Genomic DNA, 21,673 nt, shown 5'->3' on the forward strand with positions numbered 1-21,673 from the left:
TTTTTTCTTGTAAGTATGAGGCAATAGATTTTCAATGCTAAATAATGAAAAATGTTCAAAGTAAATTGTTAAAATTACATTGTTTTAGCAATGGCATAATTGTTAATAAAAGTGTTCAGCTTACTTAACTATTTTTACAAGTTAATATAAGCCTAATTGGTAAACGCCGGCTTGCTTATCTGTATGATTTAGCTTTTTATTGGTTTATAAGGCATTGATTAGTTAGTTAAAATTGATATTCTATTATCTAATTTAAATAAATTGAATGGTTAGCTTTCCCCACGCGGATATAAGTAAGCTCTGACTAATTGACTATGAGGTTTAAAGGTTATATTGGTATTGAATTAATGAGTCTATATCTGTTGAGCAGTTTCGAGATTTATTGATTCAATCGACATTAAGTGAACGTCGCCCAATCAATGATTCGGTGTGTTTGAATGGTATGCTATCAAATAGTAATTTAATAATAACAGCATGGCGTCAAGATCGCTTAGTTGGTATAGCTCGGTCAATAACTGATTTTCATTATGCTTGTTACCTTTCAGATTTAGCCATAGATAAAGTATTTCAACAATGTGGCATTGGTAAGCAATTACAAATATTAACACAGAGGCAATTGAATAAGAGCTGTAAATTAATCCTGATTTCAGCGCCTACAGCAAACCTTTATTATGAACAAATAGGGTATTCAAATAATCCAAGATGCTGGGTGCTTGAGCGAACAGATGGTATTAACACTTGAGTAAATGGATATATAAATGGCAATCAAACATAACCACAAAATACAGGCTATGATAATGCTGCTATTGTATTAACGGAACTCCAATGAAGAAACTTTTTATCGTACTGCTTAGTGTCTACTCTATAAACGCTTTAAGTGATGATATTGACTGTAACAAAGCGATAAGCACGTTAGATATCAATTATTGTGTAGGCGTTGAACTAGAAAAAGCACAATCGATATTGAATAAATATCTAAACAAAAGCAAGGAGCATAATAAAGGTGACCCTAAGCTGATTAAGTCGATTGTTTCAGCTCAACAAGCATGGTTATTGTATGAAAAAGCGCATTGTGACGCTATCTATACTCAGTGGCGTGGTGGCACAATAAGAGGGGTAATGTCTTTAAGTTGTAAAACAAAACTGACAAAACAGCGGACTCATGAAATATGGTCTAATTTCCTAACTTATATGGATAGTACACCCCCCATATTACCAGAGCCTAAGTTGTAACAGTATTGTTTCGAAGGCGCGTTAAAGGTCTGCACCATTAGCTTCAACTATTCATCATTACTCTTTTATCTTTAGTTATGTAGTATTTACATGCTAAAGGAGAATTGTTATAACTCAGCCTCGCCAAGTTCAAATATCGCTTCCGATAGGCCTTATCAACAATTGCGAGAATGCGTATAGATATAAAATATTTTTAGCAGACGTCAGGGGATTTTCATCTTTAAATAGTGTTTATTTAACCGCTAGATTATCAATTAAAACTGCACCATTTCCTATTGTTGCTAGTTTGTCGTTCTCGTTGTAAAGCGGACAAGCATCCATTGATAGACAACCGCAACCAATACAACCAGATAAGTAATCGCGCAATTTTTGCATACTTTGAATTCGCTCATTTAAACTGTCTTTCCAATGCATTGATAACCGCTGCCAGTCTTCCTGGTTTGGTGCAGTTTTACCGTTTAATGTATCTAATTGTTCTTTAATTTCTGAGAGTGTTATTCCCATTTTTTGTGCTGCTTTAATAAGTGATACACGACGTAATACTTGTCTATTATAACGGCGTTGGTTGCCAATGTTACGAGTACTTTTAATAAGCCCTTTGCTTTCATAAAAATGCAGCGTAGACACTTTTACACCACAGCGTTTGGCAACTGAACCAACAGTTAGAGGATCTTCACGTACTAATTTATTATCCATTTCACATTTCTCTCTAGTTATTCTATTTTTTACATTATATTAATTATTCATTGACCTCAAGTTAGGTTGAGGATTTATAGTGCCTGAAAACTTAATACCTATACGGAGAAACTCATGTACTTAGAACACTTAAACTTAACGGTCACTAATATAGAAGAAACTTTAAAGTTTTACCGCGTAGCCTTTCCTAATTGGTATGTCAGAGGGGAAGGAGATCAAATTTGGAATGGTAAAGCGAGAAAGTGGCTGCATTTTGGAGATGATAACCAATACCTCACATTTTGTGATGACGGTGAAGGGGATAATCGTAATTTAAATGGCCATCAAGTTGGATTAGCGCATTTTGCATTTGTGGTCACTAATTTAGATGCGATGCAATCTCGTTTATTAAAAGCGGGTTTTAAACACGCTAAGGATGGGGCATCAGATCCTTTTCGTTCAAACTTATATTATTTAGACCCCAACGGGTTTGAAGTAGAGTTCGTAGAATACCGCAGTGATTTATGTGAGGAACGAAATAACTATGTAATGTAAGCATTTTACAAGACAGAAATAATATTTAGTATTGTAGTTTGCTGAACCACTCAACCATGAGCTAAGGAATGAAAGGTCGGTTAGGTTTGATAGTCTTAGCTACTATTAGCCCTTGGTGTAAACCTTTAGTCGCTATTTGTTAGTTCATGGTAATTCAACGCTGGTAATTTTTATCAAAATACTAAGACGTTGTTGACCCTTTAGAAGTGTCCGTTTTATTCACGGAGTATATCGATAAAGGTTGCATAGCCATTAAAAACAATGCGATGACAAATTAATTAATTCTTCTTAAAACCCTCATCATCAGAAAATAATTAGCGTTCGCAGCATTAGCTGGTAGCTAATGTGCGCAGAATTCATGACTTACCTTCAATGTGCATAGTTTTGTAATTATATTTTTGCACTTTAAATACCTGAAAAGGTATTAGTTATTAACGACTATGGTTTTAAGCGTTATATTTGAGTTTACTTTAGATTTATAATTACTTAGCTGTTTTTATAATTCTATTCAGGTAAATCAAACCAGAGCGCTTCAACACTTGTGTTAGATTTAATTTCTATTTCTTGTTCTGGATCGATTGAGAAAGCATCGCCATCTTCAAATACTTGATCATTTGCAATTATTTTTCCCTTAATAAGGTGTAAATAACCAATTCTTGCTTCTGTTTTTAAATAGAACGTCTCATCTGCTGCCAACACCAAGCGGGAAATAGTCGCATCTTGATTGATTGATAAAGTGCCATTTTCGCCCTTTGGTGTCACTAATTTGGTTAAGGCGTCTTGTTGTGGAAGCTTTTTTTGTTGGTAGCTAGGCTTAATTCCCTTTATATTAGGTTCGATCCAAATTTGAAGGAATTTAACCTTATTTGTCAGTGAAGCATTGAACTCGGAATGCATTACTCCTCTTCCTGCACTCATTCTTTGTACTTCACCCGCAGGTACAATGTAGTTATTTCCTGAGCTATCTTCATGTTTTAAAGCTCCTTCAATCACATATGATATTATTTCCATATCACGGTGGCTGTGCTGTTCAAAACCTTTACCTGGCATAACCATATCGTCATTGATTACACGTAATACAGATACACCCATGTGTTTGGGGTCATAATAACGACCGAATGAGAAAGTATGTTTGCTTTGTAACCAACCAAAGTTAGCGATACCTCGATCTTCAGATCTTCTTATATATTTCATAAGTTATAGTTTCTCCGTTTGTTTATGTGGAGTTCATACTAATGTTTCTGAAAAGTGGTTAAAATTAGTTAATTCAGCGTTTATTGTTCTACAAAATAGAACGTTATTTAATATAGTATTCTAGTTTTTGTACGTGCTTCTTAGGCGGCAGTACATAGTGCTTTAATTGTGACGATAAAATGTTGTGCTACTGGCCCTAAGGCATCAAAATCTTTAAATGTTAAATACAATGGTACTGTTCGTTCACTATTGCCATCCAGTTGAAGCGGGATCAAAGTGCCATCATTAAGCTTATCTTTAATTAAACTAAGCGGTAACCATGCAAAACCTAACCCCTTTGATATCATATCGATAGAGCTTTGCATGTGGCTAACGGTCCATCGTTGATTCGCTTTAAGCCAACCATCACTCGCTCTTTCTTTATTAGATGATGTAGAAGAATCTCTTACTACTATTTGTCGGCATTTTTTCAAATCTTCTAACGTCAGTTTTCTGTCAATTTTGTTAAGAGGGTGGTCAGGATTTACAACGGCTCCAAATTTTATTTCACAAAGGTGCTCACTCACGCCAGCGCCTAGAGAGTTCGGAGAAATAGCGATCTCAACATTATCATTATCAAGCATTTCATTTGCGCCACTTAATATTGATTCAAGTAACTCAATTTGCACTAATGGGAATTTCTCTGATACTTGCTCTAGCGCTTGATAAAGTAGTGTTCGAGGGAAGACTTCATCAACGGCAATTTTAAGGTGGCTTTCAATGCCTTTACTTAATGTTAGGCCGATGTCTTCAACTTTCTTCGCCTCTTCGAGTAAATAATCAGAACGTCTTAATATCATTCGTCCAGCTTCAGTTAAAACGGTTTTTCTTCCTTTAATCAAAAACAATTTTACACCAAGTGACTCTTCTATTTTGCTGACCGCATTGTGGATACTAGACTGGCTTTTATAGACGTTCTGTGAAGCTTGATTAAAGCCCCCAAATTCAACAACAGCATGAAACATTCTCCATTGTTCTAAAGATATTTTTAGCATCATTACGCCTTTTATTTGATTTTACGGTGTGTATTTTTGTTAAACCCTATTTTCCTTAAAGGGAGACGGAAAGTTCAATAGTATTTACAAGCAATGTTAACATTTAAATTATTCGTTTTAATAGAATGGATTGTACTATTTTAACCAATTTCCATTCTTTTATTTTTTCTAAATAATGGCCTCGTCGCTGAAACAAAGTGTTTTAACTTTCAAATTGTCAGGAGTTTATATGAAAAACATACTATTTATTACGTCATCGCTAAATGGCCATCAAGGCCAATCCACTATGCTTGGAGAAACGTTAGTGTCAAACCTTGCTGCTAATAAAAATGCAAATGTTATTCAACGAGATTTAGCTGCTGATGATTTACCGCACCTAAGTCAGTCTGAAATAGGTGCATGGATGGCAGAGCCGAACGAGCGAACTGAAGAGCAAGTGGCATTAGCAAAAGCCTCAGACAACCTAGTTGAAGAGCTAAAAAATAGCGATACGATTGTAATAGGAATGCCAATGTATAATTTTGGTGTGCCTTCTACATTTAAAACATGGGTTGATAGGGTGGCAAGAGCGGGAGTGACATTTCGTTACACCGAAAACGGGCCAGAAGGATTACTAGAAAATAAAAAAGCGATTATTGTTGCAGCACGAGGTGGTATTTATGCGGGTACTGAGCATGATTCACAAACTCAGTATTTGAAAGACTTTTTGGCTTTTATTGGCATTAAAGATGTGAGTTTTGTTTATGCAGAAGGGCTCAACATGCCGGGTAGTGAAACACGGTTAGCAGCAGCACAGAAAGAGTTAACTGAAATTACACTTTAATTACAATACGAACCGTTTATGGTTTTTTTAATTCGAAAGAGAAATATATGAAATCTTTATTCAAGAGTATTACTTGCTCACAAGCAGGTTACTCTGCATTGGCTCTACGTGTGCCTATCGCTATTATTTTTATTGCACATGGAGCACAAAAGTTATTTGGCGCATTTGGTGGATATGGCTTAGAGGGTACAGGGCAATTTATGGAATCAATTGGTTTAGGACCAGGTTTTATAATGGCTTTTATGGCGGGTAGCGCAGAGTTTTTTGGAGGAATATTTATTTTATTAGGGTTGTTAGCACGTCCCGTTAGTGGGGTTCTCGCTGTAACAATGGCTGTTGCAATATTCACTGTGCATATTGAAAATGGATTATTTATGTCAAATAATGGATATGAGTTTGGCTTAGCATTATTTGCAGTGAGTCTTTCATTGGTCTTATCTGGGGCCGGAAAGTTTGCCTTAGACAACGTAATTTATAAAAAGCTAAGTGGTATTTAGTGCTTAGGGGTTAAATTAAGTACAGCATTGACTTTTATACACTACTAAATATCAGGTTACTGTGGTGTTAATTATCGCTTGGCATGATCAATTGATATAAGCATAAAGGTATCCGATACTTAGAGACTAAACTTTCAATGTTAACCCTTACAAATCATGACTTATTAGCACACAAAAGGCTAATAAGTCATTTTCTATTCTCGTCTTTTTAACTTGCGGCATGATAATAATTTGATTTAACATACTACAAATGCATCGATGCTACTTTGAATCGATGAATTATTGTATATTTCCAACTGAGAATTGAAGATTATTTGGTTTAATAAACGGCTATGTTTATTGAATTAGCTTCATTTTATGAGTAAACCATGAGAAAAGCGTTAAGGTTAAAAATTATAGAAGTATGTGATCAAAAAATAGCGAAGAAAGGCGATAATGTAGGTCTTTCTTTTTATGCTTTTTTTGCCAATAAAAATGATAATCCTGAATTACTTATGGAAGTAGCTACTTGGTGGATTCAAACACATAAACTAGATCATTTCGTTAAAGCTTATAAAATTAAGGAGATGATTCAAGCTGATTTGTAGAGGAGTCTAACCAATTATCATAAAGAACGCTGCCTGTTCCGAACTGCAATAAATCATAGGTAATAATTATACCCATTAACACGTTCCCACAATTAAAGGACTTTTAGTGATAAATATAGAAAATAACACTCAGTATTTTGATAAGTCTTTTGATAAGCAAGGGCTAGTATCTGTCGATATTTTTGGTTGTGAGTTTGAGGAGTGTGAGTTTAATGATTGCGATTTATCAGCTGCTATATTCACGCGATGTAATTTTCTTAATTGTTCATTCAACCGTTGTAATCTTAGTTTATTAAAGATACCTAGCTCGCGTTTTTTTGACGTTGACTTTATTGATTGCAAACTAGTTGGCATTGATTGGACAGTGGCACATTGGTCATCATTCAATTTATGCTCAGAACTTAAGTTTAATCGATGCATTTTAAATGATTCAACTTTTTTTGGATTGTCGCTAAATGAATTAAAACTTGATGAATGCAAATTACACGAAGTAGATTTTCGAGAAGGCGATTTTTCTAATTCGGTCATGACTTATTGTGATTTTACCAACAGCTTGTTTATGCGAACGAACTTACAAAGCGTGGATTTCAGCGAATCAAATAACTTCACCATCGATGTATTGGAAAATAAAATATCGCGCGCCAAATTCTCACGCTATGAAGCATTATCTTTGTTAAATAGTTTGGATATTGTGTTAGTAGATTGATGCATAAAGCAAAAACATTAATAAGTGTATAATAGCCATGTAATTTGCTTAAACGCCTTTACAATTGAATTTCATCAATCATTTATTGAAAACCCAATAATCTATTTGAATCTTAAGAAAACATAAAATAGTGTATATTTATAATTAAAATTGGGCTGAGAATGAGAAATTTTATAGCTTTGTTAGCAACCAAAAGGAAACCCCAATTGTGTCGGGTATTATTGAGTTAGATGAATTATTGAAATCAATGTCACCTGAAATACAAGATGGTGAATATGTATTTTGTACAGTTGCTGGTGATTATTCAGATTATAAGCACCTTAATCCCCTAGCTTCATTTAAAGAATCAGAAGGATTAACATTGATAATTTCTGTTGAAGCAGCAAGGCAAGAAAAACTAGCATTTGCAGGGACATTTAAGCAAATCACTCTTACTGTTCATTCAAGTTTGGAAGCCGTTGGTTTAACTGCTGCTGTAGCAAATAAATTATCGTCTTATGACATAAGTGCAAACGTAATTGCAGCTTATTTCCATGATCATGTATTTGTGCAAACTGAAAAAGCAGAGCAAGCATTGTTAGCTTTAAAAGAGTTTAGTGCTGAGCCGCTTTGGAATGCTAAAAAGTAACTAAGCGTTTTCTTTAAACGGCAAAGTGTAACGGCAATTTAAGAGTGCTAATTAAGCTGCAACAAAAAGGCAACCTTAAACGGTTGCCTTTATTTCGGATTCTTGAACAAGAAATAATTAAGCGAGAAGTCTAAAATACATAGTCTATGATTGAGTCATTATTCTATTAATTGAGAGCGTCGCTGTGCTTTATTCATTTTCATCGAAAAATGTGTCTGCCTTGGTAAGAAATCAAGGTAAATTTTAGTAATTTATTCGATAATTAACAATTTCCTTTCTTTGCTTACCCTGGAGGACAAAACGTTCCTTTGCTTTTAGTCTTTTCTGTATGTCCAACATCTCGATGTTCTGAATCATCAATAATAACTTTAGGCCCAGTTACCTTGATTGATGGACCTAATACTTCACAGCCTGTCAGCGATACTAAAAATATAAACGGTATAAAACGAGAATTTATCATGAAGACCCTTTTAAAGTTAATGACTCTCTATAAACTAAGAAAAATTGATACTTCATCTTATCATAAATAAAATTATCTAAAGAAGTTAGGTACAAAGCGTTTAAATTAAGTGGATATCATTAATATCTAAATCGAGAATACGTACGAAATAAATATCATTAGATTGTTATAAACTTTGACAAGACTTATAAAGAAATATTATATTGATACCAATAATCATTATGGAATAGTTATGAAATTCAGTTTTGTTCGTAAAATAGGGATAACGTTATTCAGCATATTTTGTATGCTAACGTCTTCTATTGCGTTCAGTTTACCTGTTTCAACTATGGATATGACTTTAATGTCTGCCGCAACGAAAAATGTTCATTGTGATATGCAAACGATGGATCATAGCTTGATGGTTAAAAGTAATAATCTTCATCATACTAATGTAATGAATGATTGCATAAACTCATCCGACGATATAAAAGACTGTTGCTCAGAATCTTGTGCTGCAGCAAACTGCATGGCTACACCTTCTTTAATTACACCCACTCATAATGATTTACTAAGTGCTCAAAGCACTGCTTTGTTATTTCCTACAAGTATAAATTCAACTATAAATTCCCCTTCAAGCTCTCTTTATCGACCTCCCATTTTATAAACTAATACAAGTTAGATCTATTTGATGCACTTTTTTGTGTAGATATTTATTTAATTAAGATTTTTCTAAATCTTATGTATTGGAATTTATAATGAAATTAACACACTATTTACTGATATTAGCAGTAGGTAGCATGGGCCTTTTAAGTTCATCGCTGACCCTTGCTAATACAGCAGACTTTGATTTAAAACAACGAGATAAACTGAATACGCTAATCAAGTTTGCACTTAATAATGATCAAAGCAGAAAACAATTTTTTGCTCAATCGGAAGCGATGCGCGAAATGGGCATTGCAAACAGCACCTTAAAAGATCCTAAGTTAAAGTTGGGAGTGGGCAATTTACCAGTTGATAGCTTTGCTTTTGATCAAGAGTCAATGACGAACATTTCAATTGGATTAATGCAAGAATTTGAACGAGGTTCAACACTTAGCCTACAGAAAAAAAAGCTTAATCAACAAGCTGATAGCGTCGTATTTAAAATTAAAGCACGTGAACTTGATGTGATAAATAACATGACTAAACTATGGTTAGAGTTAGGTTTTCAACAAAAAGCACATCAAATATTAGTAGAAAATAAAAAGCTAATGAAGGAGATGGCTCGCTATATTAAAACTAGCTATTCGCTAGGTCAAAGTGAAGTACATGACTTGCTTAACGCTGAAATTCAAATCAGTAAATTGGATGAAAGGCTGCAAGAAAATGAACAAATGCAACAACGTGTATCCTCACAACTTTCTGAATGGCTTGGTATTCAATGGTTATCTAATCAAACCGACTTGAATGCAACGCCATCCTTAACTTGGGACAAGCTTGATAAGTATTTGAATCAGGTTAAAGGTGAACAATTTTATGGTTTTTTGAACAAACATCCAATAAGTGAAATGGCTCAATTACAAATTGAAGCTAATACCACCCAGGTCTCTATCGCCGAAGAAGCCTACACCCCTAAATTTGCTGTCGAAGTAGTATATGGTCACCGACAAACTGACGGTATGGACGGACAACCCGCTGCCGATTTAGTGAGTGCTTATCTAACAATGGATATTCCATTATTTACAGATAAACGCCAAGATAAATCTTATTCTTCAGCTAAATATCAAGTTGTTGAAGCAAAGTCGAACAAAGCAGTTATTCTTTCTCGAATGAATGCACAGGTGAATGCTCTACTTGTTGATAAACATAATTTAGAGCAACGAATACTTCGTTACAACAATTCATTACTTCCTCAAATGAAAGCAAAAACAAGCGCGGTTGAGCGAGGTTATCAACAAAATACTGCCCAGTTTGACGAGATTATTAATACCTCTGCCGAAGCGTTAGCCATGGAAATTGAAAAGTGGCGGTTGGTAACAGACTTAAATAAAGCCAATAGCAATCTAGCCTATTTATTAGATGGTTTCGAATACTCAGTTTCTAAGCCATTAATTGACTCACCATTTAATGAAACACACTACTAGTATTTGCTTTAGGAATAAATAATGAAAAAATTTAATATTATCGTACTGGCTTTAATTGCGGGTGGTGTCATTGGGTTTGCTAGTAGTAAATTGATGATGGGGCACAGCATCGAAGATCAAACGAATTCAAATAATGATAATAAATCTGATAAACCACTGTATTGGGTTGCCCCGATGGATGCTAACTATCAGCGTGACAAACCCGGCCTATCACCAATGGGCATGGAGCTTGTACCTGTGTATGGTGAGCAAGCAAGTGCTAAAAGTGAGCAAGCTGGAACAGTTACTATTGACTCATCGGTTGAAAATAACTTAGGTGTTAAAGTTGAACAAGTCAGTAAAGAAAGTTTATCTCCACGTATTGAAACAGTCGGTTATATAGCCTTTGATCAAAGTCAATTATGGCAAACAAATGTCAGAATCTCAGGCTGGGTTGATAAGTTATATATTAATGCAGTTGGAGAGCGAGTGAAAAAAGGGGATGTTCTATTTACTTTTTATTCACCAGATTTAGTTAAAGCACAGCAAGATCTGATCAATGCATTTCAAAGTGGACGTTCCGGTTTAGTGAACAGTGCCAAAGAGAGGTTAACATCATTAGGGGTTGATAGTGAGCAGATAAAACAGATCATCAAAGCGCAAAAGACAACGCAAAATATTGCTGTAAAAGCTAATGCAGATGGTGTTATTGCGTCGTTAAATATCCGTGAAGGTGGTTATATATCGCCAATACAATCAATTATAAGTGGTGGCCCAATAGATAGCGTTTGGGTAGAAGTCGAAGTATTTGAACGTCAATCTGAATGGATAAAAGAGGGAACCGAGGCAGTTATGACGCTTGATGCAGTATCAGGCAAAACATGGCGAGGGACAGTAGATTATATTTACCCTATTTTAGATCCTGAAACCCGCACTTTACGCCTACGTCTTAAATTTAAAAATCCAGAAAACAAGCTAAAACCGAATATGTTCGCGAACATTCTTTTGCAGCCCAAAAGCAGCGAGAAAGTATTAACCATCCCTTATTCTGCTGTGATTAGAGCAAATGAAATGACACGTGTTGTTTTGTCAGAAGGAGAAGGTAAATACCGTTCAGCTAGAATTAGTATTGGTCGAGAAGCGAATGGGCGGGTTGAAGTTTTAGCTGGTTTAAATGAACAACATACTGTCGTTACTTCTGCACATTTTTTATTAGATTCAGAGTCGAGTCAATCTGCAGAGCTTTCAAGAATTAATGGACTCGATGAACCTAAAAAAAGCATTTGGACTAGCGGTGAGGTGACGGCTGTTATGAATGACCACAATATGCTTACGATTAGTCATGAGCCAATCGATGAATGGGATTGGCCGGGAATGGTAATGAATTTTACTGCTGTCAATTCTCTCAATCTTAATGATATTAAAATAGGGCAGATGATTGACTTTGAAATTGCAAAGGCAGAATCAGGTGGATATGAAATTCTTAATTTAAAAGTTAATCAAGAGACGCTCGCTGATGAAGTTTGGTCTAGTGGTGAGATATCAATGTTAATGGTTGATTTTAATATGATTACTATCGTTCATGAGCCAATTGATGAATGGCAATGGGATAAAGGAGAAATGAATTTTTCTGTCACCAATGGCATTGATTTAAGTGCCTTTAAAGAAGGTCAAAAAGTTAGCTTTTTAGTTTCAAAAAAAGCAGGGGATTATTCTCTTGAGCAACTTGAGTTGTTCGGAGGTGAACAATGATAGGGCCAATTATACGTTGGTCGATCAACAATCGATTTTTAGTGTTAGTCGGCACAGTTTTTTTGGTTTTAGCTGGAATTTACAGTGTAAAAAATACTCCTGTGGATGCTTTACCTGACTTATCTGATGTACAAGTCATTATCAAAACCAGTTACCCTGGCCAAGCTCCTCAGGTCGTTGAAGATCAGGTCACTTATCCTCTAACAACTGCAATGCTAGCGGTGCCAGGAGCAGAAACAGTCAGGGGATATTCATTTTTTGGAGACTCTTATGTATATATCATTTTTAATGACAGTACAGATATGTATTGGGCTCGTTCTCGTGTGTTGGAATATTTAAGTCAAGTCACCCCCAATTTACCTGATCAAGCAAAACCTAGTTTAGGTCCCGATGCTACAGGTGTGGGTTGGATATACAGTTATGTCTTGCAAGATAAAACTGGTAAACACGATTTATCTGAACTGCGGAGTATTCAAGACTGGTTTTTAAAATATGAATTACAGACAGTGGACGGTGTCTCTGAAATTGCAACCGTTGGGGGTATGGTTAAGCAATATCAAGTGCAAATTGATCCTGCTAAGTTAAGAGCATATGACTTAACATTACAACAAGTAAATATGGCGATTAAAAGTGGCAATCAAGAAACTGGTGCATCAGTTATTGAGGTTGCCGAAGCTGAGCATATGGTTCGGACATCAGGATATTTAACCAATATTGAAGATATTAAATCATTGCCATTGAAAGTGAATAAAAATGGTACACCTTTACTATTGGGGGATATCGCTGACATTAATTTAGGTCCACAAATGCGTCGTGGTATTTCCGAATTAAATGGCGAAGGTGAAGCCGTTGGTGGTGTGGTTGTTATGCGCTTTGGTGAAAATGCCAGTCAAGTCATTGCAAATGTAAAAGATAAATTAAACGTTTTACAAAATAGTTTACCTGAAGGTGTTGAGATCGTATCAACTTACGACCGTTCAACGCTTATCGATAGCGCTGTTGAAAATCTTTGGCATAAGCTTGCAGAAGAATTTATTGTTGTTGCTATTGTCTGTGCACTTTTCCTATTTCATATCCGCTCATCAATTGTGATTCCGTTAAGCTTACCTGTTGGTATTTTGACTGCTTTTGTAGTGATGCATTGGCAAGGCGTTAATGCCAATATCATGTCATTAGGCGGGATTGCGATTGCCATTGGTGCAATGGTTGATGGTGCTATCGTTATGATAGAAAACGTGCATAAGCATATTGAAAAAACACCGCTCACTGATAAAAACCGTTGGCAAGTAATAGGACGTGCAGCAGAAGAGGTTGGTGCCCCTTTATTTTTCTCATTACTCATTATCACTTTAAGCTTTGTACCCGTTTTTGCACTAGAGGGCCAAGAAGGGAAAATGTTTTCTCCATTAGCCTTCACTAAAACATTCGCTATGGCAGCATCGGCAGGTTTAGCGATCACATTAGTCCCTGTTTTAATGGGATATTTTATTCGAGGTAAAGTGATACCAGAGAATAAAAACCCAGTTAATCGGTTTTTGGTTGCACTATACCGTCCGTTATTAAATATCAGCCTTAAATTCCCTAAAGTGATTATTCTATGTGCATTGTTATTGATGGCTTCCGCCTATTACCCTATTTCAAAAATAGGTAGTGAATTTATTCCGCCTTTAGATGAGGGCTATTTAATGTATATGCCAACAACTTACCCCGGCATATCTATTGGTAAAGCCAGAGAGTTATTACAACAAACCAACAAGTTAATCAAAACCGTTCCCGAGGTTAAGACGGTGTGGGGAAAAGTTGGCCGCGCTGAGACTGCAACGGATCCTGCCCCCCTGACCATGATTGAAACGACGATTCAATTTAAGCCTAGAGATCAATGGCGAGAGGGCGTAACACCTGAATCATTACGCAAAGAATTCGATGCTCTGATTCAATTTCCGGGTTTAACCAATGCATGGGTGATGCCAATTAAAACGCGTATTGATATGTTAGCAACAGGCATAAAAACCCCAATAGGCATAAAAATAGCTGGTCCTGACTTGAAAGTGATTGAAAAAATAGGCGCAGATATGGAGCCTATTTTGAATAACGTATTCGGAACCGCTTCTGTTTATGCTGAACGTGTTGCGGGTGGTCGCTACGTTGACATTGATATTAAACGTCTAAGTGCAGCAAGGTATGGATTAAATATTGATGATATACAGCGTGTTATCTCAACTGCAATTGGCGGAATTAATGTAGGTGAAACCGTCGAAGGTTTAGAGCGTTACCCTATTAATGTCCGATATCCACAAAGTTATCGAGACTCAGTTGTTAAGTTACAAAGCTTGCCTTTAGTGACCCCAAGTGGTGCCCGAATTGCTTTAGCTGATGTCGCTGATATTCGTTACCAGGATGGGCCTCCCATGATAAAAACAGAAAATGCACGACCAAATGGTTGGGTTTTTGTTGATATTGATGGTCGAGATTTAGGATCTTATGTAAGAGAAGCACAACAAGTTGTAGCAGAACAGCTGGTTTTACCGACTGGTTATTCTTTAGCTTGGTCTGGCCAATATGAATATATGGAACGTGCAAAAGCGCGCTTAAGTGTTGTTGTACCGATTACCATTGCCATCATTATGTTGCTTTTATACCTGAGCTTTAGACGTATTGGCGAAGTGTTGATTATTATGGCCACTTTACCTTTAGCCATGGTAGGAGGAGTTTGGCTACTATATCAACTTGGTTTCAATTTCTCTATTGGCGTGGGCGTTGGATTTATTGCACTTTCTGGTGTTGCAGTTGAGATTGGAGTGATCATGTTGGTTTATCTTAATCAAGCATGGCATGACAAAAAGCTTAAAGCACAAGAAAATCAACAATCAATCACACAAATTGACTTATTAAATGCTATCCGTGAAGGCGCAGGCTTGCGTGTTCGACCTGTGATGATGACTGTATTAACCGTAATAATAGGGTTAATTCCTATTATGTATGGTGCTGGTACAGGTTCAGAAGTAATGCAACGTATTGCTGCTCCTATGATCGGCGGTATGACATCGGCACTTATATTAACCTTACTGATTATCCCTGCCATTTTTAAACTTTGGAAAAGCAAAGAATTAAAAGACTTGTAATCAACATTTACGTAAACAAAAAAGGAATAACACAATGAACAAAACACTTAATAGAATCAGCACAATATTATCGCTATCAATATTATTAAGCGCCCCATTTTCTGTTGCAGCGGATCAAACGGTTGCAAAAATGGATCATGCAACGATGACAGAGGAGATGATGGATCATTCAAGCATGAAAACCGACAATATGCACGAAATAGCTATGGATCATAGCCATATGTCTATGCCAGGTATGTCAGATGTTGGCATGCTTGCTACAGGGGCAAAACCAAATAAAGTCGTGTATGTAATGTTATCGGACGATATGAAAATAACATTTAAGAAGGAAGTGAAAATTGAGCCAAATGATGTGGTGCAATTTGTAGTAATGAATACCGGTAAAATGAATCATGAATTCATGATTGGTAGTGCACAAGAACAATTTGAGCATCGTGAAATGATGACAAAAATGAATCATGATAAACACGAATCAGATAACTCAATCACAGTAAAACCAGGGGAAGCAGGTCAAATTATGTGGCATTTTCATGGAGAAAAGAATGTTGAGCTTGCATGTAATATTGCAGGTCATTTTGAAGCGGGCATGGTTAAAAAACTAATATTATAGGATTATCATTATTCTCCGCTTTTAATATAAGGGCGGAGTACGATAAAAGCTATTGTAATTATATTAACTAGGTTGGACTTATTATTTAGCATTAGTTTTAGGCCGATAGCACTTTATGCCCTTTGTAACTATCAAAGGGCATAAAGTGCCATAGCCTTCTACGTCGCGAAGTGCATAAAGCGATTATTTTCCAAACACGACGGTTTTATTACTATGAAGGAATATACGATTTTCTATGTGGTAACGTACAGCACGAGATAAGGTTAAACATTCGATATGGCGGCCTTTCGCTGCCAAGTCTTGTGGGTAGTAACTGTGGTCTACGGTATCGACACTTTGACTGATGATTGGCCCTTCATCTAGGTCATCACTCACATAGTGTGCTGTTGCTCCTACTAATTTAATACCGCGGTCATAGGCTTGATAGTAAGGTCGTGCGCCTTTAAAACCGGGTAATAATGAATGATGAATATTAATCGCTTTACCTGATAATTTTTTGGACATTTCATGTGAGAGCACTTGCATGTAACGTGCTAAAACCACTAGATCTGCATGACAGTCTTGAATGATTTGGTACACTTTTACTTCTTGTTCTGTCTTAGTTTCTTTGGTGATTGGTAAATGGTAGTAAGGAATACCATGCCAGTTAGCTAGTTCTCTTAAGTCTGGATGATTAGAAATAATAGCTGGAATTTGTATATTGAGATCGCCAGTACGGTAGCGATAAAGTAGGTCATTTAGACAATGGTCATGCTTTGACACCATGATCACAACTTTAGATTGGTAATCACTTGGAGTAAGTTGCCATTTCATTGCAAATTGTTGTGCACGTTGTTCAAACTTTTCACTAAATTCAGCTTGGTCAAATGTGGCGTCTGAATCTAATCTAAATTCAATTCGAATAAAAAATCTATTTTCCGTGGTATCCACAAAAGAGTGGATTTCGTTAATGTAGCAGCTTTGTTCAACCAAAAAACGTGTTACCACATCAACGGTACCTGAGCGGCTAGGGCAGTCTGCTGTAATGACATATGTTGGCACTGATGATTGTTTATCCTTCATTATTTAACTCCTTAAATTTAGTGGTTTATGCTTATAAATAGGTACCTTGTTGTTGCTTGTTTTGTGAAAATTAAATATTTAAACGAGTGAGATCGTCACCTTTAAAAAAGGTTAATTAGATACTAAGTAAGTGGGTTAAATAACGACACCTAAATAAAGGTGTCGTTTAGATAATATGTTCAAAAAGCTTGAACACTTTGAAGTATAGCGATACCACTAAGTGGCTTATTAGTCTTCCATGTAGCTTTCAATACTTGGACAAGAACAGATCAAGTTACGATCACCAAAGACATTGTCTACTCGATTTGCTGAAGGCCAGTATTTAGCACCTTTGCTGAATTCAGATGGGAAGCAAGCTATTTCACGTGAATAAGCATGTGTCCATTCCGTTTCCATTAGGTCAACTTGTGTATGCGGTGCATTAACAAGTGGGTTATCCTCTAGTGTATATTCACCTGATTCTACTTGTTTTATTTCATTACGGATTGCGATCATTGCATCACAGAATCTATCTAATTCAGTTAGATTTTCAGACTCCGTTGGTTCAATCATCAATGTACCTGCTACTGGGAATGACATAGTAGGCGCATGGAACCCGTAATCCATTAGACGTTTAGCGATATCTTCACCTGAAATACCAGATAGTTCTTCGATTGGACGAATATCAATAATACATTCATGGGCAACACGGCCTTCTTTACCTAGGTATAATACTGGGTAGTGAGGGCGTAAACGTTCCATAACGTAGTTAGCGTTTAAGATAGCTAACTTAGTTGCTTGTGTTAAACCTTGCTCTCCCATCATCGCAATGTAAGCGTACGAAATAGGTAAGATAGACGCTGAACCTAATTCAGCAGCAGATACTGCATAATGTTTGTTATCTGCAGATTCAGTAACTTCAATGTGTCCTGGTAAGAAAGGGATAAGGTGAGCTTTAACACCGATTGGTCCCATACCTGGGCCGCCGCCGCCATGTGGAATACAGAATGTTTTATGTAAGTTAAGGTGTGATACATCAGACCCGATAAAGCCTGGTGTTGTCAAACCTACTTGTGCGTTCATGTTCGCGCCATCTAGGTAAACTTGACCACCAGCTTCATGTACCCAGTCACATACTTCTTGAATAGCTTCTTCATATACACCGTGTGTAGAAGGGTAGGTGATCATGATGCACGATAGATTGTCACGATGTTTGTCAATTTTAGCTTTAAGGTCAGCATGGTCGATATTACCTTCATCATCACAGCCAACAACAACAACTTTCATTGATACCATTGCAGCAGAGGCAGGGTTAGTGCCATGTGCAGAGCTTGGGATCAAACAAACATTACGGTGCGAATCACCATTACTTTCATGGTAACGCTGGATAGCAATTAACCCTGCATATTCACCTTGCGCACCAGAGTTAGGTTGTAATGACATACCATCATAACCTGTAATTTCACATAACATAGCTGACAGCTTTTCAGCGAGTTCTTGATAACCAAAGCTTTGCTCTGTTGGTGCAAATGGATGCATTTGACCAAATTCAGGCCAGGTTACTGGTAGCATTTCAGCTGCTGCATTTAACTTCATGGTGCAGCTACCTAGTGGGATCATACCGTGAGTTAATGAGTAATCTTTATTTTCTAGTTTTTTCATGTAACGCATCATTTGTGTTTCACTATGATGTGCTGAGAAAACTGGGTGTGTTAAGTATTTGCTGGTACGGCGACACGTTGCAGGAATAGCTGCAAATTCATCTTTTGCAATGGCTTCACTAAAGTCATTGATACTTAACGCTTTACCTGTGATGGCTAAAATCAAATCTTCAACGTCTTTTGCCGTAGTCGTTTCGTCTAAACTAATACCTAATTTAACAGGGTTACTATCTAGTGCGCTTGTATCAGTATTTGGGAATTTACGTAAGTTCATTCCTTCAGCCAATGCTCGGTGATAAATAGCTTTACTGTGTTCATTAGTATTAATGGTTAGCGTATCAAAGAAAGAATTGTTCTCTAATTCGATCCCTTCACTTTGCAGTGCAGCGGCTAATACTGCCGTATAGTGATGAACTCGGCGACCAATCTTTAATAAGCCTTCTGGTCCATGGTAAAGGGCGTAAAACGCTGCCATGTTAGCGAGTAACGCCTGAGCAGTACAGATGTTAGATGTCGCTTTTTCACGGCGGATATGTTGCTCACGTGTTTGCATTGCCATACGCAGTGCTTGTTTGCCCTTACTGTCTCTTGATACACCGATAACACGGCCTGGCATGGTACGTTTGAATTTATCTCGGGTTGCCATGAAACCTGCATGTGGGCCACCAAAGCCCATTGGTACACCAAAACGTTGAGCGCTACCGATGACTACGTCGGCACCCATCTCACCTGGTGCTTTTAATACGGTTAATGCTAATAGGTCAGAAGCAACCGTTACTAACGTTTTTTTACTATGTGCTTGTGCAATGACTTCAGAAAGGTCGGTTACATTACCTGTGGTACTTGGGTACTGTAGAATGGCTCCAAATACATCGTGATTATCTAGTTCTTCAACAGAACCAGTAATAATGTCATAACCAATATATTCAGCTCGTGTACGAATTACGTCAACGGTTTGTGGGTGCAGGTCATTACTTACAAAAAATGCGTTACTTTTGCTTTTACTTGCACGTTTACTTAGTGTCATTGATTCTGCAGCAGCGGTTGCTTCATCTAATAAAGAAGCATTGGCTAAATCCATGGCTGTTAAATCCATGACTGCTTGCTGGTAATTCAATAATGACTCTAAACGACCTTGTGAAATCTCTGGTTGGTAAGGGGTGTAAGCTGTATACCAACCTGGATTTTCTAGTACGTTACGTAAAATAACGTTAGGTGTTAATGTGTTGTAGTAACCTTGCCCGATGAAGCTACGGTTTACTACGTTCTTTTCTGCGATGTTTTTTAATGATGCCAACATAGCTGATTCACTTTGCGGTTGCGCAAGGTTTAATTTGTCTTTAAGACGAATTGCAGCAGGGACGGTTTGGTCAATAAGCTGATCTAAGCTATCAACGCCAATGGCATTTAACATCGTTTGTTGCTGAATTGAGTCTGGCCCATTGTGGCGTGTAGCAAACTCTTGTTGGTCACTTAATAAGTCGAGTAGTGTATTGGCAGTCATATTCATCCTAAACAGTCGCAGTAAGTTGTGTTTAAAAAAAGGCGAGTTCAAATGACGCCGCCTTATCATTGTATCTATTTAAAGTTGATGCTGAGCGAAGAGAAAAGTAAGGTGCTTATTCTTCATTTGCTTCATGGTAGGCTTCACTAGATAAGAGATTTTCTAGTTCTGCTGCATCAGACAGTTTGATTTTTACGATCCAACCTGCTGAGTAAGGCGATTCATTGATTAGCTCTGGGCTACCTTCGAGCTCTTCATTAATTTCTACTACTTCACCAGTCACGGGTGCGTATAAATCAGATGCCGCTTTTACTGATTCAACAAGTGAGAAGGCTTCACCAGCTTCTGCTTCATCGCCTACATCTGGTAAATCTACGTATACCACATCACCTAATAACTTTTGAGCTTGGTTAGAGATACCCATAGTGATTGTTCCATCACCGTTGTCTAATACCCATTCGTGTGTTTCCGTGAATTTTAAGTTGCCTTCCATATTGTTCCCTTAGCTAAAATGCAGTTTGAGTTATAGGTTGCGTCGAAGCGCATGACGATTTTGTGTATTTTTACCATATTGACAAAAGATATCAATAACAAATGTTTCCTATAGTGAATTTATTTATTGTTTAAATAGGTAACCATTTGGTCAGAAGTACCGATTTATTCTATTGTTTTTCAGATAAACGTTTAATATATGGACATTTATAGAAAATTTATTAATATGGGGTGAAATAAGTTTCCAAAAGGAAACATAAATTCTTTGGCGTAAGTTAACTGGTTTGTAGTATTGTGCTGTCCCACGTTAATAGCATAAAAATAAAGGACTTCAGTGATGACTGATCAACAAGATATTTATCCATCAATGACAATTTCAACGGATCAATCATCTGAAAATATCGCGCCTATTAAACTCGGTGATCGATTAAAAGAGATTCGTCGTGGGCTAGGGCTTACGTTAGAGGAAGCAAGTCAAAAAACAGGCTTAGCACGTTCTACGCTATCAAAAATTGAAAATGAACAAATCTCACCTACTTTTCAAGCAATGCAAAAACTAACAAATGGTTTAGATATCAATATTCCACAACTTTTTGCCGCACCTAAAAAAGTGAATACCACAGGTAGAAGAGACATTACTCGTAATGATTTGGGAAAATCACATCCTACATCGACTTATGAGCATGAGTTATTAGCAACACAGTTATCTAATAAAAAAATGATGCCTTTTAAGTCATTGGTACGTGCTCGTAGTTTTGATGATTATAGCGATTGGATACGTCATGACGGTGAAGAATTTTTATTAGTATTAAAAGGGGAGATTACCTTCTTCTCTGAATATTATGAGCCGGTCAACCTAGTTGAAGGTGATTCGGTTTATTACGATGCAAATATGGGGCATATGCTTGCCTCTGTTAGTGAAGAGGATGCGCAAATTCTATGGGTTACTGCATCTTAAAAAATGAATAATTAGTTTAATGTTAGCTGGTTACATACTTAACGTTTGAATGGAGAT

General features: G+C 36.8%; 21 protein-coding genes. 14 read left to right on the forward strand and 7 right to left on the reverse strand.

Annotation, left to right across the window (positions count from 1 at the left end; translation table 11 throughout):
- Positions 1 to 382 precede the first annotated feature (382 nt).
- Complete coding sequence (locus tag AC0L3W_RS04960) at positions 383 to 742, forward strand: GNAT family N-acetyltransferase (RefSeq protein ID WP_290038233.1); 360 nt, start codon at positions 383 to 385, stop codon at positions 740 to 742.
- Between the two features lie 83 nt (positions 743 to 825).
- Positions 826 to 1,233 carry a lysozyme inhibitor LprI family protein gene (locus AC0L3W_RS04965; protein ID WP_409439518.1) on the forward strand — a complete coding sequence of 136 codons (408 nt, stop codon included), beginning with the start codon at positions 826 to 828 and terminating at the stop codon, positions 1,231 to 1,233.
- Positions 1,234 to 1,464: 231 nt separating this feature from the next.
- Here AC0L3W_RS04965 and soxR read toward each other — a convergent pair whose 3' ends face one another.
- Positions 1,465 to 1,929, reverse strand: a complete 465-nt coding sequence (soxR, locus tag AC0L3W_RS04970; RefSeq protein ID WP_409439517.1) for a redox-sensitive transcriptional activator SoxR — start codon at positions 1,927 to 1,929, stop codon at positions 1,465 to 1,467.
- 114 nt (positions 1,930 to 2,043) lie between these two features.
- Between soxR and AC0L3W_RS04975 the strand changes: the two genes are divergently transcribed.
- Positions 2,044 to 2,463: a VOC family protein gene (locus AC0L3W_RS04975; protein WP_290038230.1), complete on the forward strand. Its 420-nt coding sequence runs from the start codon at positions 2,044 to 2,046 to the stop codon at positions 2,461 to 2,463.
- Positions 2,464 to 2,967: 504 nt separating this feature from the next.
- On the opposite strand, the gene AC0L3W_RS04980 is transcribed toward AC0L3W_RS04975, so the two are convergent.
- Together AC0L3W_RS04980 and AC0L3W_RS04985 are read right to left on the reverse strand one after the other, a co-directional pair.
- Complete coding sequence (locus AC0L3W_RS04980; protein WP_290038228.1) at positions 2,968 to 3,657, reverse strand: pirin family protein; 690 nt, start codon at positions 3,655 to 3,657, stop codon at positions 2,968 to 2,970.
- Positions 3,658 to 3,797: 140 nt separating this feature from the next.
- Positions 3,798 to 4,691, reverse strand: a complete 894-nt coding sequence (locus AC0L3W_RS04985) for a LysR family transcriptional regulator (RefSeq protein ID WP_290038227.1) — start codon at positions 4,689 to 4,691, stop codon at positions 3,798 to 3,800.
- 229 nt (positions 4,692 to 4,920) lie between these two features.
- Here AC0L3W_RS04985 and AC0L3W_RS04990 point away from each other — a divergent pair, with 229 nt between their 5' ends.
- From AC0L3W_RS04990 to AC0L3W_RS05010, 5 genes are all read left to right on the forward strand, one after another.
- The gene (locus tag AC0L3W_RS04990) at positions 4,921 to 5,514 is read left to right on the forward strand and encodes an FMN-dependent NADH-azoreductase (RefSeq protein WP_409439516.1); all 594 of its coding nucleotides are present in this window, start codon (positions 4,921 to 4,923) and stop codon (positions 5,512 to 5,514) included.
- A 47-nt stretch (positions 5,515 to 5,561) separates the two neighbouring features.
- On the forward strand, positions 5,562 to 6,011 hold the full coding sequence (locus tag AC0L3W_RS04995) for a DoxX family protein (RefSeq protein ID WP_290038225.1): 450 nt from the start codon (positions 5,562 to 5,564) through the stop codon (positions 6,009 to 6,011).
- A gap of 368 nt (positions 6,012 to 6,379) precedes the next feature.
- On the forward strand, positions 6,380 to 6,598 hold the full coding sequence (locus AC0L3W_RS05000) for a DUF6500 family protein (protein ID WP_290038224.1): 219 nt from the start codon (positions 6,380 to 6,382) through the stop codon (positions 6,596 to 6,598).
- A gap of 106 nt (positions 6,599 to 6,704) precedes the next feature.
- The gene (locus tag AC0L3W_RS05005; RefSeq protein WP_409439515.1) at positions 6,705 to 7,304 is read left to right on the forward strand and encodes a pentapeptide repeat-containing protein; all 600 of its coding nucleotides are present in this window, start codon (positions 6,705 to 6,707) and stop codon (positions 7,302 to 7,304) included.
- A 208-nt stretch (positions 7,305 to 7,512) separates the two neighbouring features.
- Positions 7,513 to 7,932: an ACT domain-containing protein gene (locus tag AC0L3W_RS05010; protein ID WP_290038222.1), complete on the forward strand. Its 420-nt coding sequence runs from the start codon at positions 7,513 to 7,515 to the stop codon at positions 7,930 to 7,932.
- Between the two features lie 283 nt (positions 7,933 to 8,215).
- Here the strand turns inward: AC0L3W_RS05010 and AC0L3W_RS05015 are convergent, their stop codons facing one another.
- The gene (locus AC0L3W_RS05015; protein ID WP_409439514.1) at positions 8,216 to 8,392 is read right to left on the reverse strand and encodes a hypothetical protein; all 177 of its coding nucleotides are present in this window, start codon (positions 8,390 to 8,392) and stop codon (positions 8,216 to 8,218) included.
- 232 nt (positions 8,393 to 8,624) lie between these two features.
- On the opposite strand from AC0L3W_RS05015, the gene AC0L3W_RS05020 reads away from it, so the two are divergent.
- The 5 genes from AC0L3W_RS05020 to copI all read left to right on the forward strand — a co-directional run bounded on the left by AC0L3W_RS05020 (position 8,625) and on the right by copI (position 15,960).
- Positions 8,625 to 9,038 (forward strand): hypothetical protein, encoded by a 414-nt coding sequence (locus AC0L3W_RS05020; RefSeq protein WP_409439513.1) that lies wholly within the window; start codon positions 8,625 to 8,627, stop codon positions 9,036 to 9,038.
- Between the two features lie 91 nt (positions 9,039 to 9,129).
- Positions 9,130 to 10,497 carry a TolC family protein gene (locus AC0L3W_RS05025; RefSeq protein ID WP_409439512.1) on the forward strand — a complete coding sequence of 456 codons (1,368 nt, stop codon included), beginning with the start codon at positions 9,130 to 9,132 and terminating at the stop codon, positions 10,495 to 10,497.
- 21 nt (positions 10,498 to 10,518) lie between these two features.
- Positions 10,519 to 12,228: an efflux RND transporter periplasmic adaptor subunit gene (locus AC0L3W_RS05030; protein WP_290038218.1), complete on the forward strand. Its 1,710-nt coding sequence runs from the start codon at positions 10,519 to 10,521 to the stop codon at positions 12,226 to 12,228.
- The gene (locus AC0L3W_RS05035) at positions 12,225 to 15,350 is read left to right on the forward strand and encodes an efflux RND transporter permease subunit (protein WP_409439511.1); all 3,126 of its coding nucleotides are present in this window, start codon (positions 12,225 to 12,227) and stop codon (positions 15,348 to 15,350) included. Before AC0L3W_RS05030 ends, AC0L3W_RS05035 begins: the two co-directional genes overlap by 4 nt.
- Positions 15,351 to 15,384: 34 nt before the next feature.
- Positions 15,385 to 15,960 (forward strand): copper-resistant cuproprotein CopI, encoded by a 576-nt coding sequence (gene copI, locus AC0L3W_RS05040; protein WP_409439510.1) that lies wholly within the window; start codon positions 15,385 to 15,387, stop codon positions 15,958 to 15,960.
- 183 nt (positions 15,961 to 16,143) lie between these two features.
- Here copI and purU read toward each other — a convergent pair whose 3' ends face one another.
- From purU to gcvH, 3 genes are all read right to left on the reverse strand, one after another.
- Positions 16,144 to 17,022, reverse strand: coding sequence for a formyltetrahydrofolate deformylase (purU, locus tag AC0L3W_RS05045; RefSeq protein ID WP_409439509.1), 879 nt, complete (start codon positions 17,020 to 17,022; stop codon positions 16,144 to 16,146).
- 228 nt (positions 17,023 to 17,250) lie between these two features.
- The gene (gcvP, locus tag AC0L3W_RS05050; protein WP_409439508.1) at positions 17,251 to 20,166 is read right to left on the reverse strand and encodes an aminomethyl-transferring glycine dehydrogenase; all 2,916 of its coding nucleotides are present in this window, start codon (positions 20,164 to 20,166) and stop codon (positions 17,251 to 17,253) included.
- Positions 20,167 to 20,281: 115 nt separating this feature from the next.
- Positions 20,282 to 20,659 carry a glycine cleavage system protein GcvH gene (gcvH, locus tag AC0L3W_RS05055; RefSeq protein ID WP_290038211.1) on the reverse strand — a complete coding sequence of 126 codons (378 nt, stop codon included), beginning with the start codon at positions 20,657 to 20,659 and terminating at the stop codon, positions 20,282 to 20,284.
- Between the two features lie 336 nt (positions 20,660 to 20,995).
- Here gcvH and AC0L3W_RS05060 point away from each other — a divergent pair, with 336 nt between their 5' ends.
- Positions 20,996 to 21,616, forward strand: coding sequence for a helix-turn-helix domain-containing protein (locus tag AC0L3W_RS05060; protein WP_290038209.1), 621 nt, complete (start codon positions 20,996 to 20,998; stop codon positions 21,614 to 21,616).
- The last annotated feature ends 57 nt before the right edge of the window (positions 21,617 to 21,673 follow it).

The sequence above is a fragment of the Psychromonas sp. KJ10-5 genome, assembly GCF_055808325.1.

Excerpts from the sequence above, each read along its gene's own strand:
- gcvP (WP_409439508.1), bottom strand. The coding sequence starts at position 20,166 with ATGACTGCCAATACACTACTCGACTTATTAAGTGACCAACAAGAGTTT.
- AC0L3W_RS05025 (WP_409439512.1), top strand. The coding sequence starts at position 9,130 with ATGAAATTAACACACTATTTACTGATATTAGCAGTAGGTAGCATGGGC.
- AC0L3W_RS04985 (WP_290038227.1), bottom strand. The coding sequence starts at position 4,691 with ATGCTAAAAATATCTTTAGAACAATGGAGAATGTTTCATGCTGTTGTT.
- AC0L3W_RS05030 (WP_290038218.1), top strand. The coding sequence starts at position 10,519 with ATGAAAAAATTTAATATTATCGTACTGGCTTTAATTGCGGGTGGTGTC.
- AC0L3W_RS05015 (WP_409439514.1), bottom strand. The coding sequence starts at position 8,392 with ATGATAAATTCTCGTTTTATACCGTTTATATTTTTAGTATCGCTGACA.
- gcvH (WP_290038211.1), bottom strand. The coding sequence starts at position 20,659 with ATGGAAGGCAACTTAAAATTCACGGAAACACACGAATGGGTATTAGAC.
- AC0L3W_RS04965 (WP_409439518.1), top strand. The coding sequence starts at position 826 with ATGAAGAAACTTTTTATCGTACTGCTTAGTGTCTACTCTATAAACGCT.
- AC0L3W_RS05060 (WP_290038209.1), top strand. The coding sequence starts at position 20,996 with ATGACTGATCAACAAGATATTTATCCATCAATGACAATTTCAACGGAT.
- purU (WP_409439509.1), bottom strand. The coding sequence starts at position 17,022 with ATGAAGGATAAACAATCATCAGTGCCAACATATGTCATTACAGCAGAC.
- AC0L3W_RS05035 (WP_409439511.1), top strand. The coding sequence starts at position 12,225 with ATGATAGGGCCAATTATACGTTGGTCGATCAACAATCGATTTTTAGTG.
- AC0L3W_RS04975 (WP_290038230.1), top strand. The coding sequence starts at position 2,044 with ATGTACTTAGAACACTTAAACTTAACGGTCACTAATATAGAAGAAACT.
- AC0L3W_RS05020 (WP_409439513.1), top strand. The coding sequence starts at position 8,625 with ATGAAATTCAGTTTTGTTCGTAAAATAGGGATAACGTTATTCAGCATA.
- AC0L3W_RS05000 (WP_290038224.1), top strand. The coding sequence starts at position 6,380 with ATGAGAAAAGCGTTAAGGTTAAAAATTATAGAAGTATGTGATCAAAAA.
- AC0L3W_RS04995 (WP_290038225.1), top strand. The coding sequence starts at position 5,562 with ATGAAATCTTTATTCAAGAGTATTACTTGCTCACAAGCAGGTTACTCT.
- AC0L3W_RS04980 (WP_290038228.1), bottom strand. The coding sequence starts at position 3,657 with ATGAAATATATAAGAAGATCTGAAGATCGAGGTATCGCTAACTTTGGT.
- soxR (WP_409439517.1), bottom strand. The coding sequence starts at position 1,929 with ATGGATAATAAATTAGTACGTGAAGATCCTCTAACTGTTGGTTCAGTT.
- copI (WP_409439510.1), top strand. The coding sequence starts at position 15,385 with ATGAACAAAACACTTAATAGAATCAGCACAATATTATCGCTATCAATA.
- AC0L3W_RS04990 (WP_409439516.1), top strand. The coding sequence starts at position 4,921 with ATGAAAAACATACTATTTATTACGTCATCGCTAAATGGCCATCAAGGC.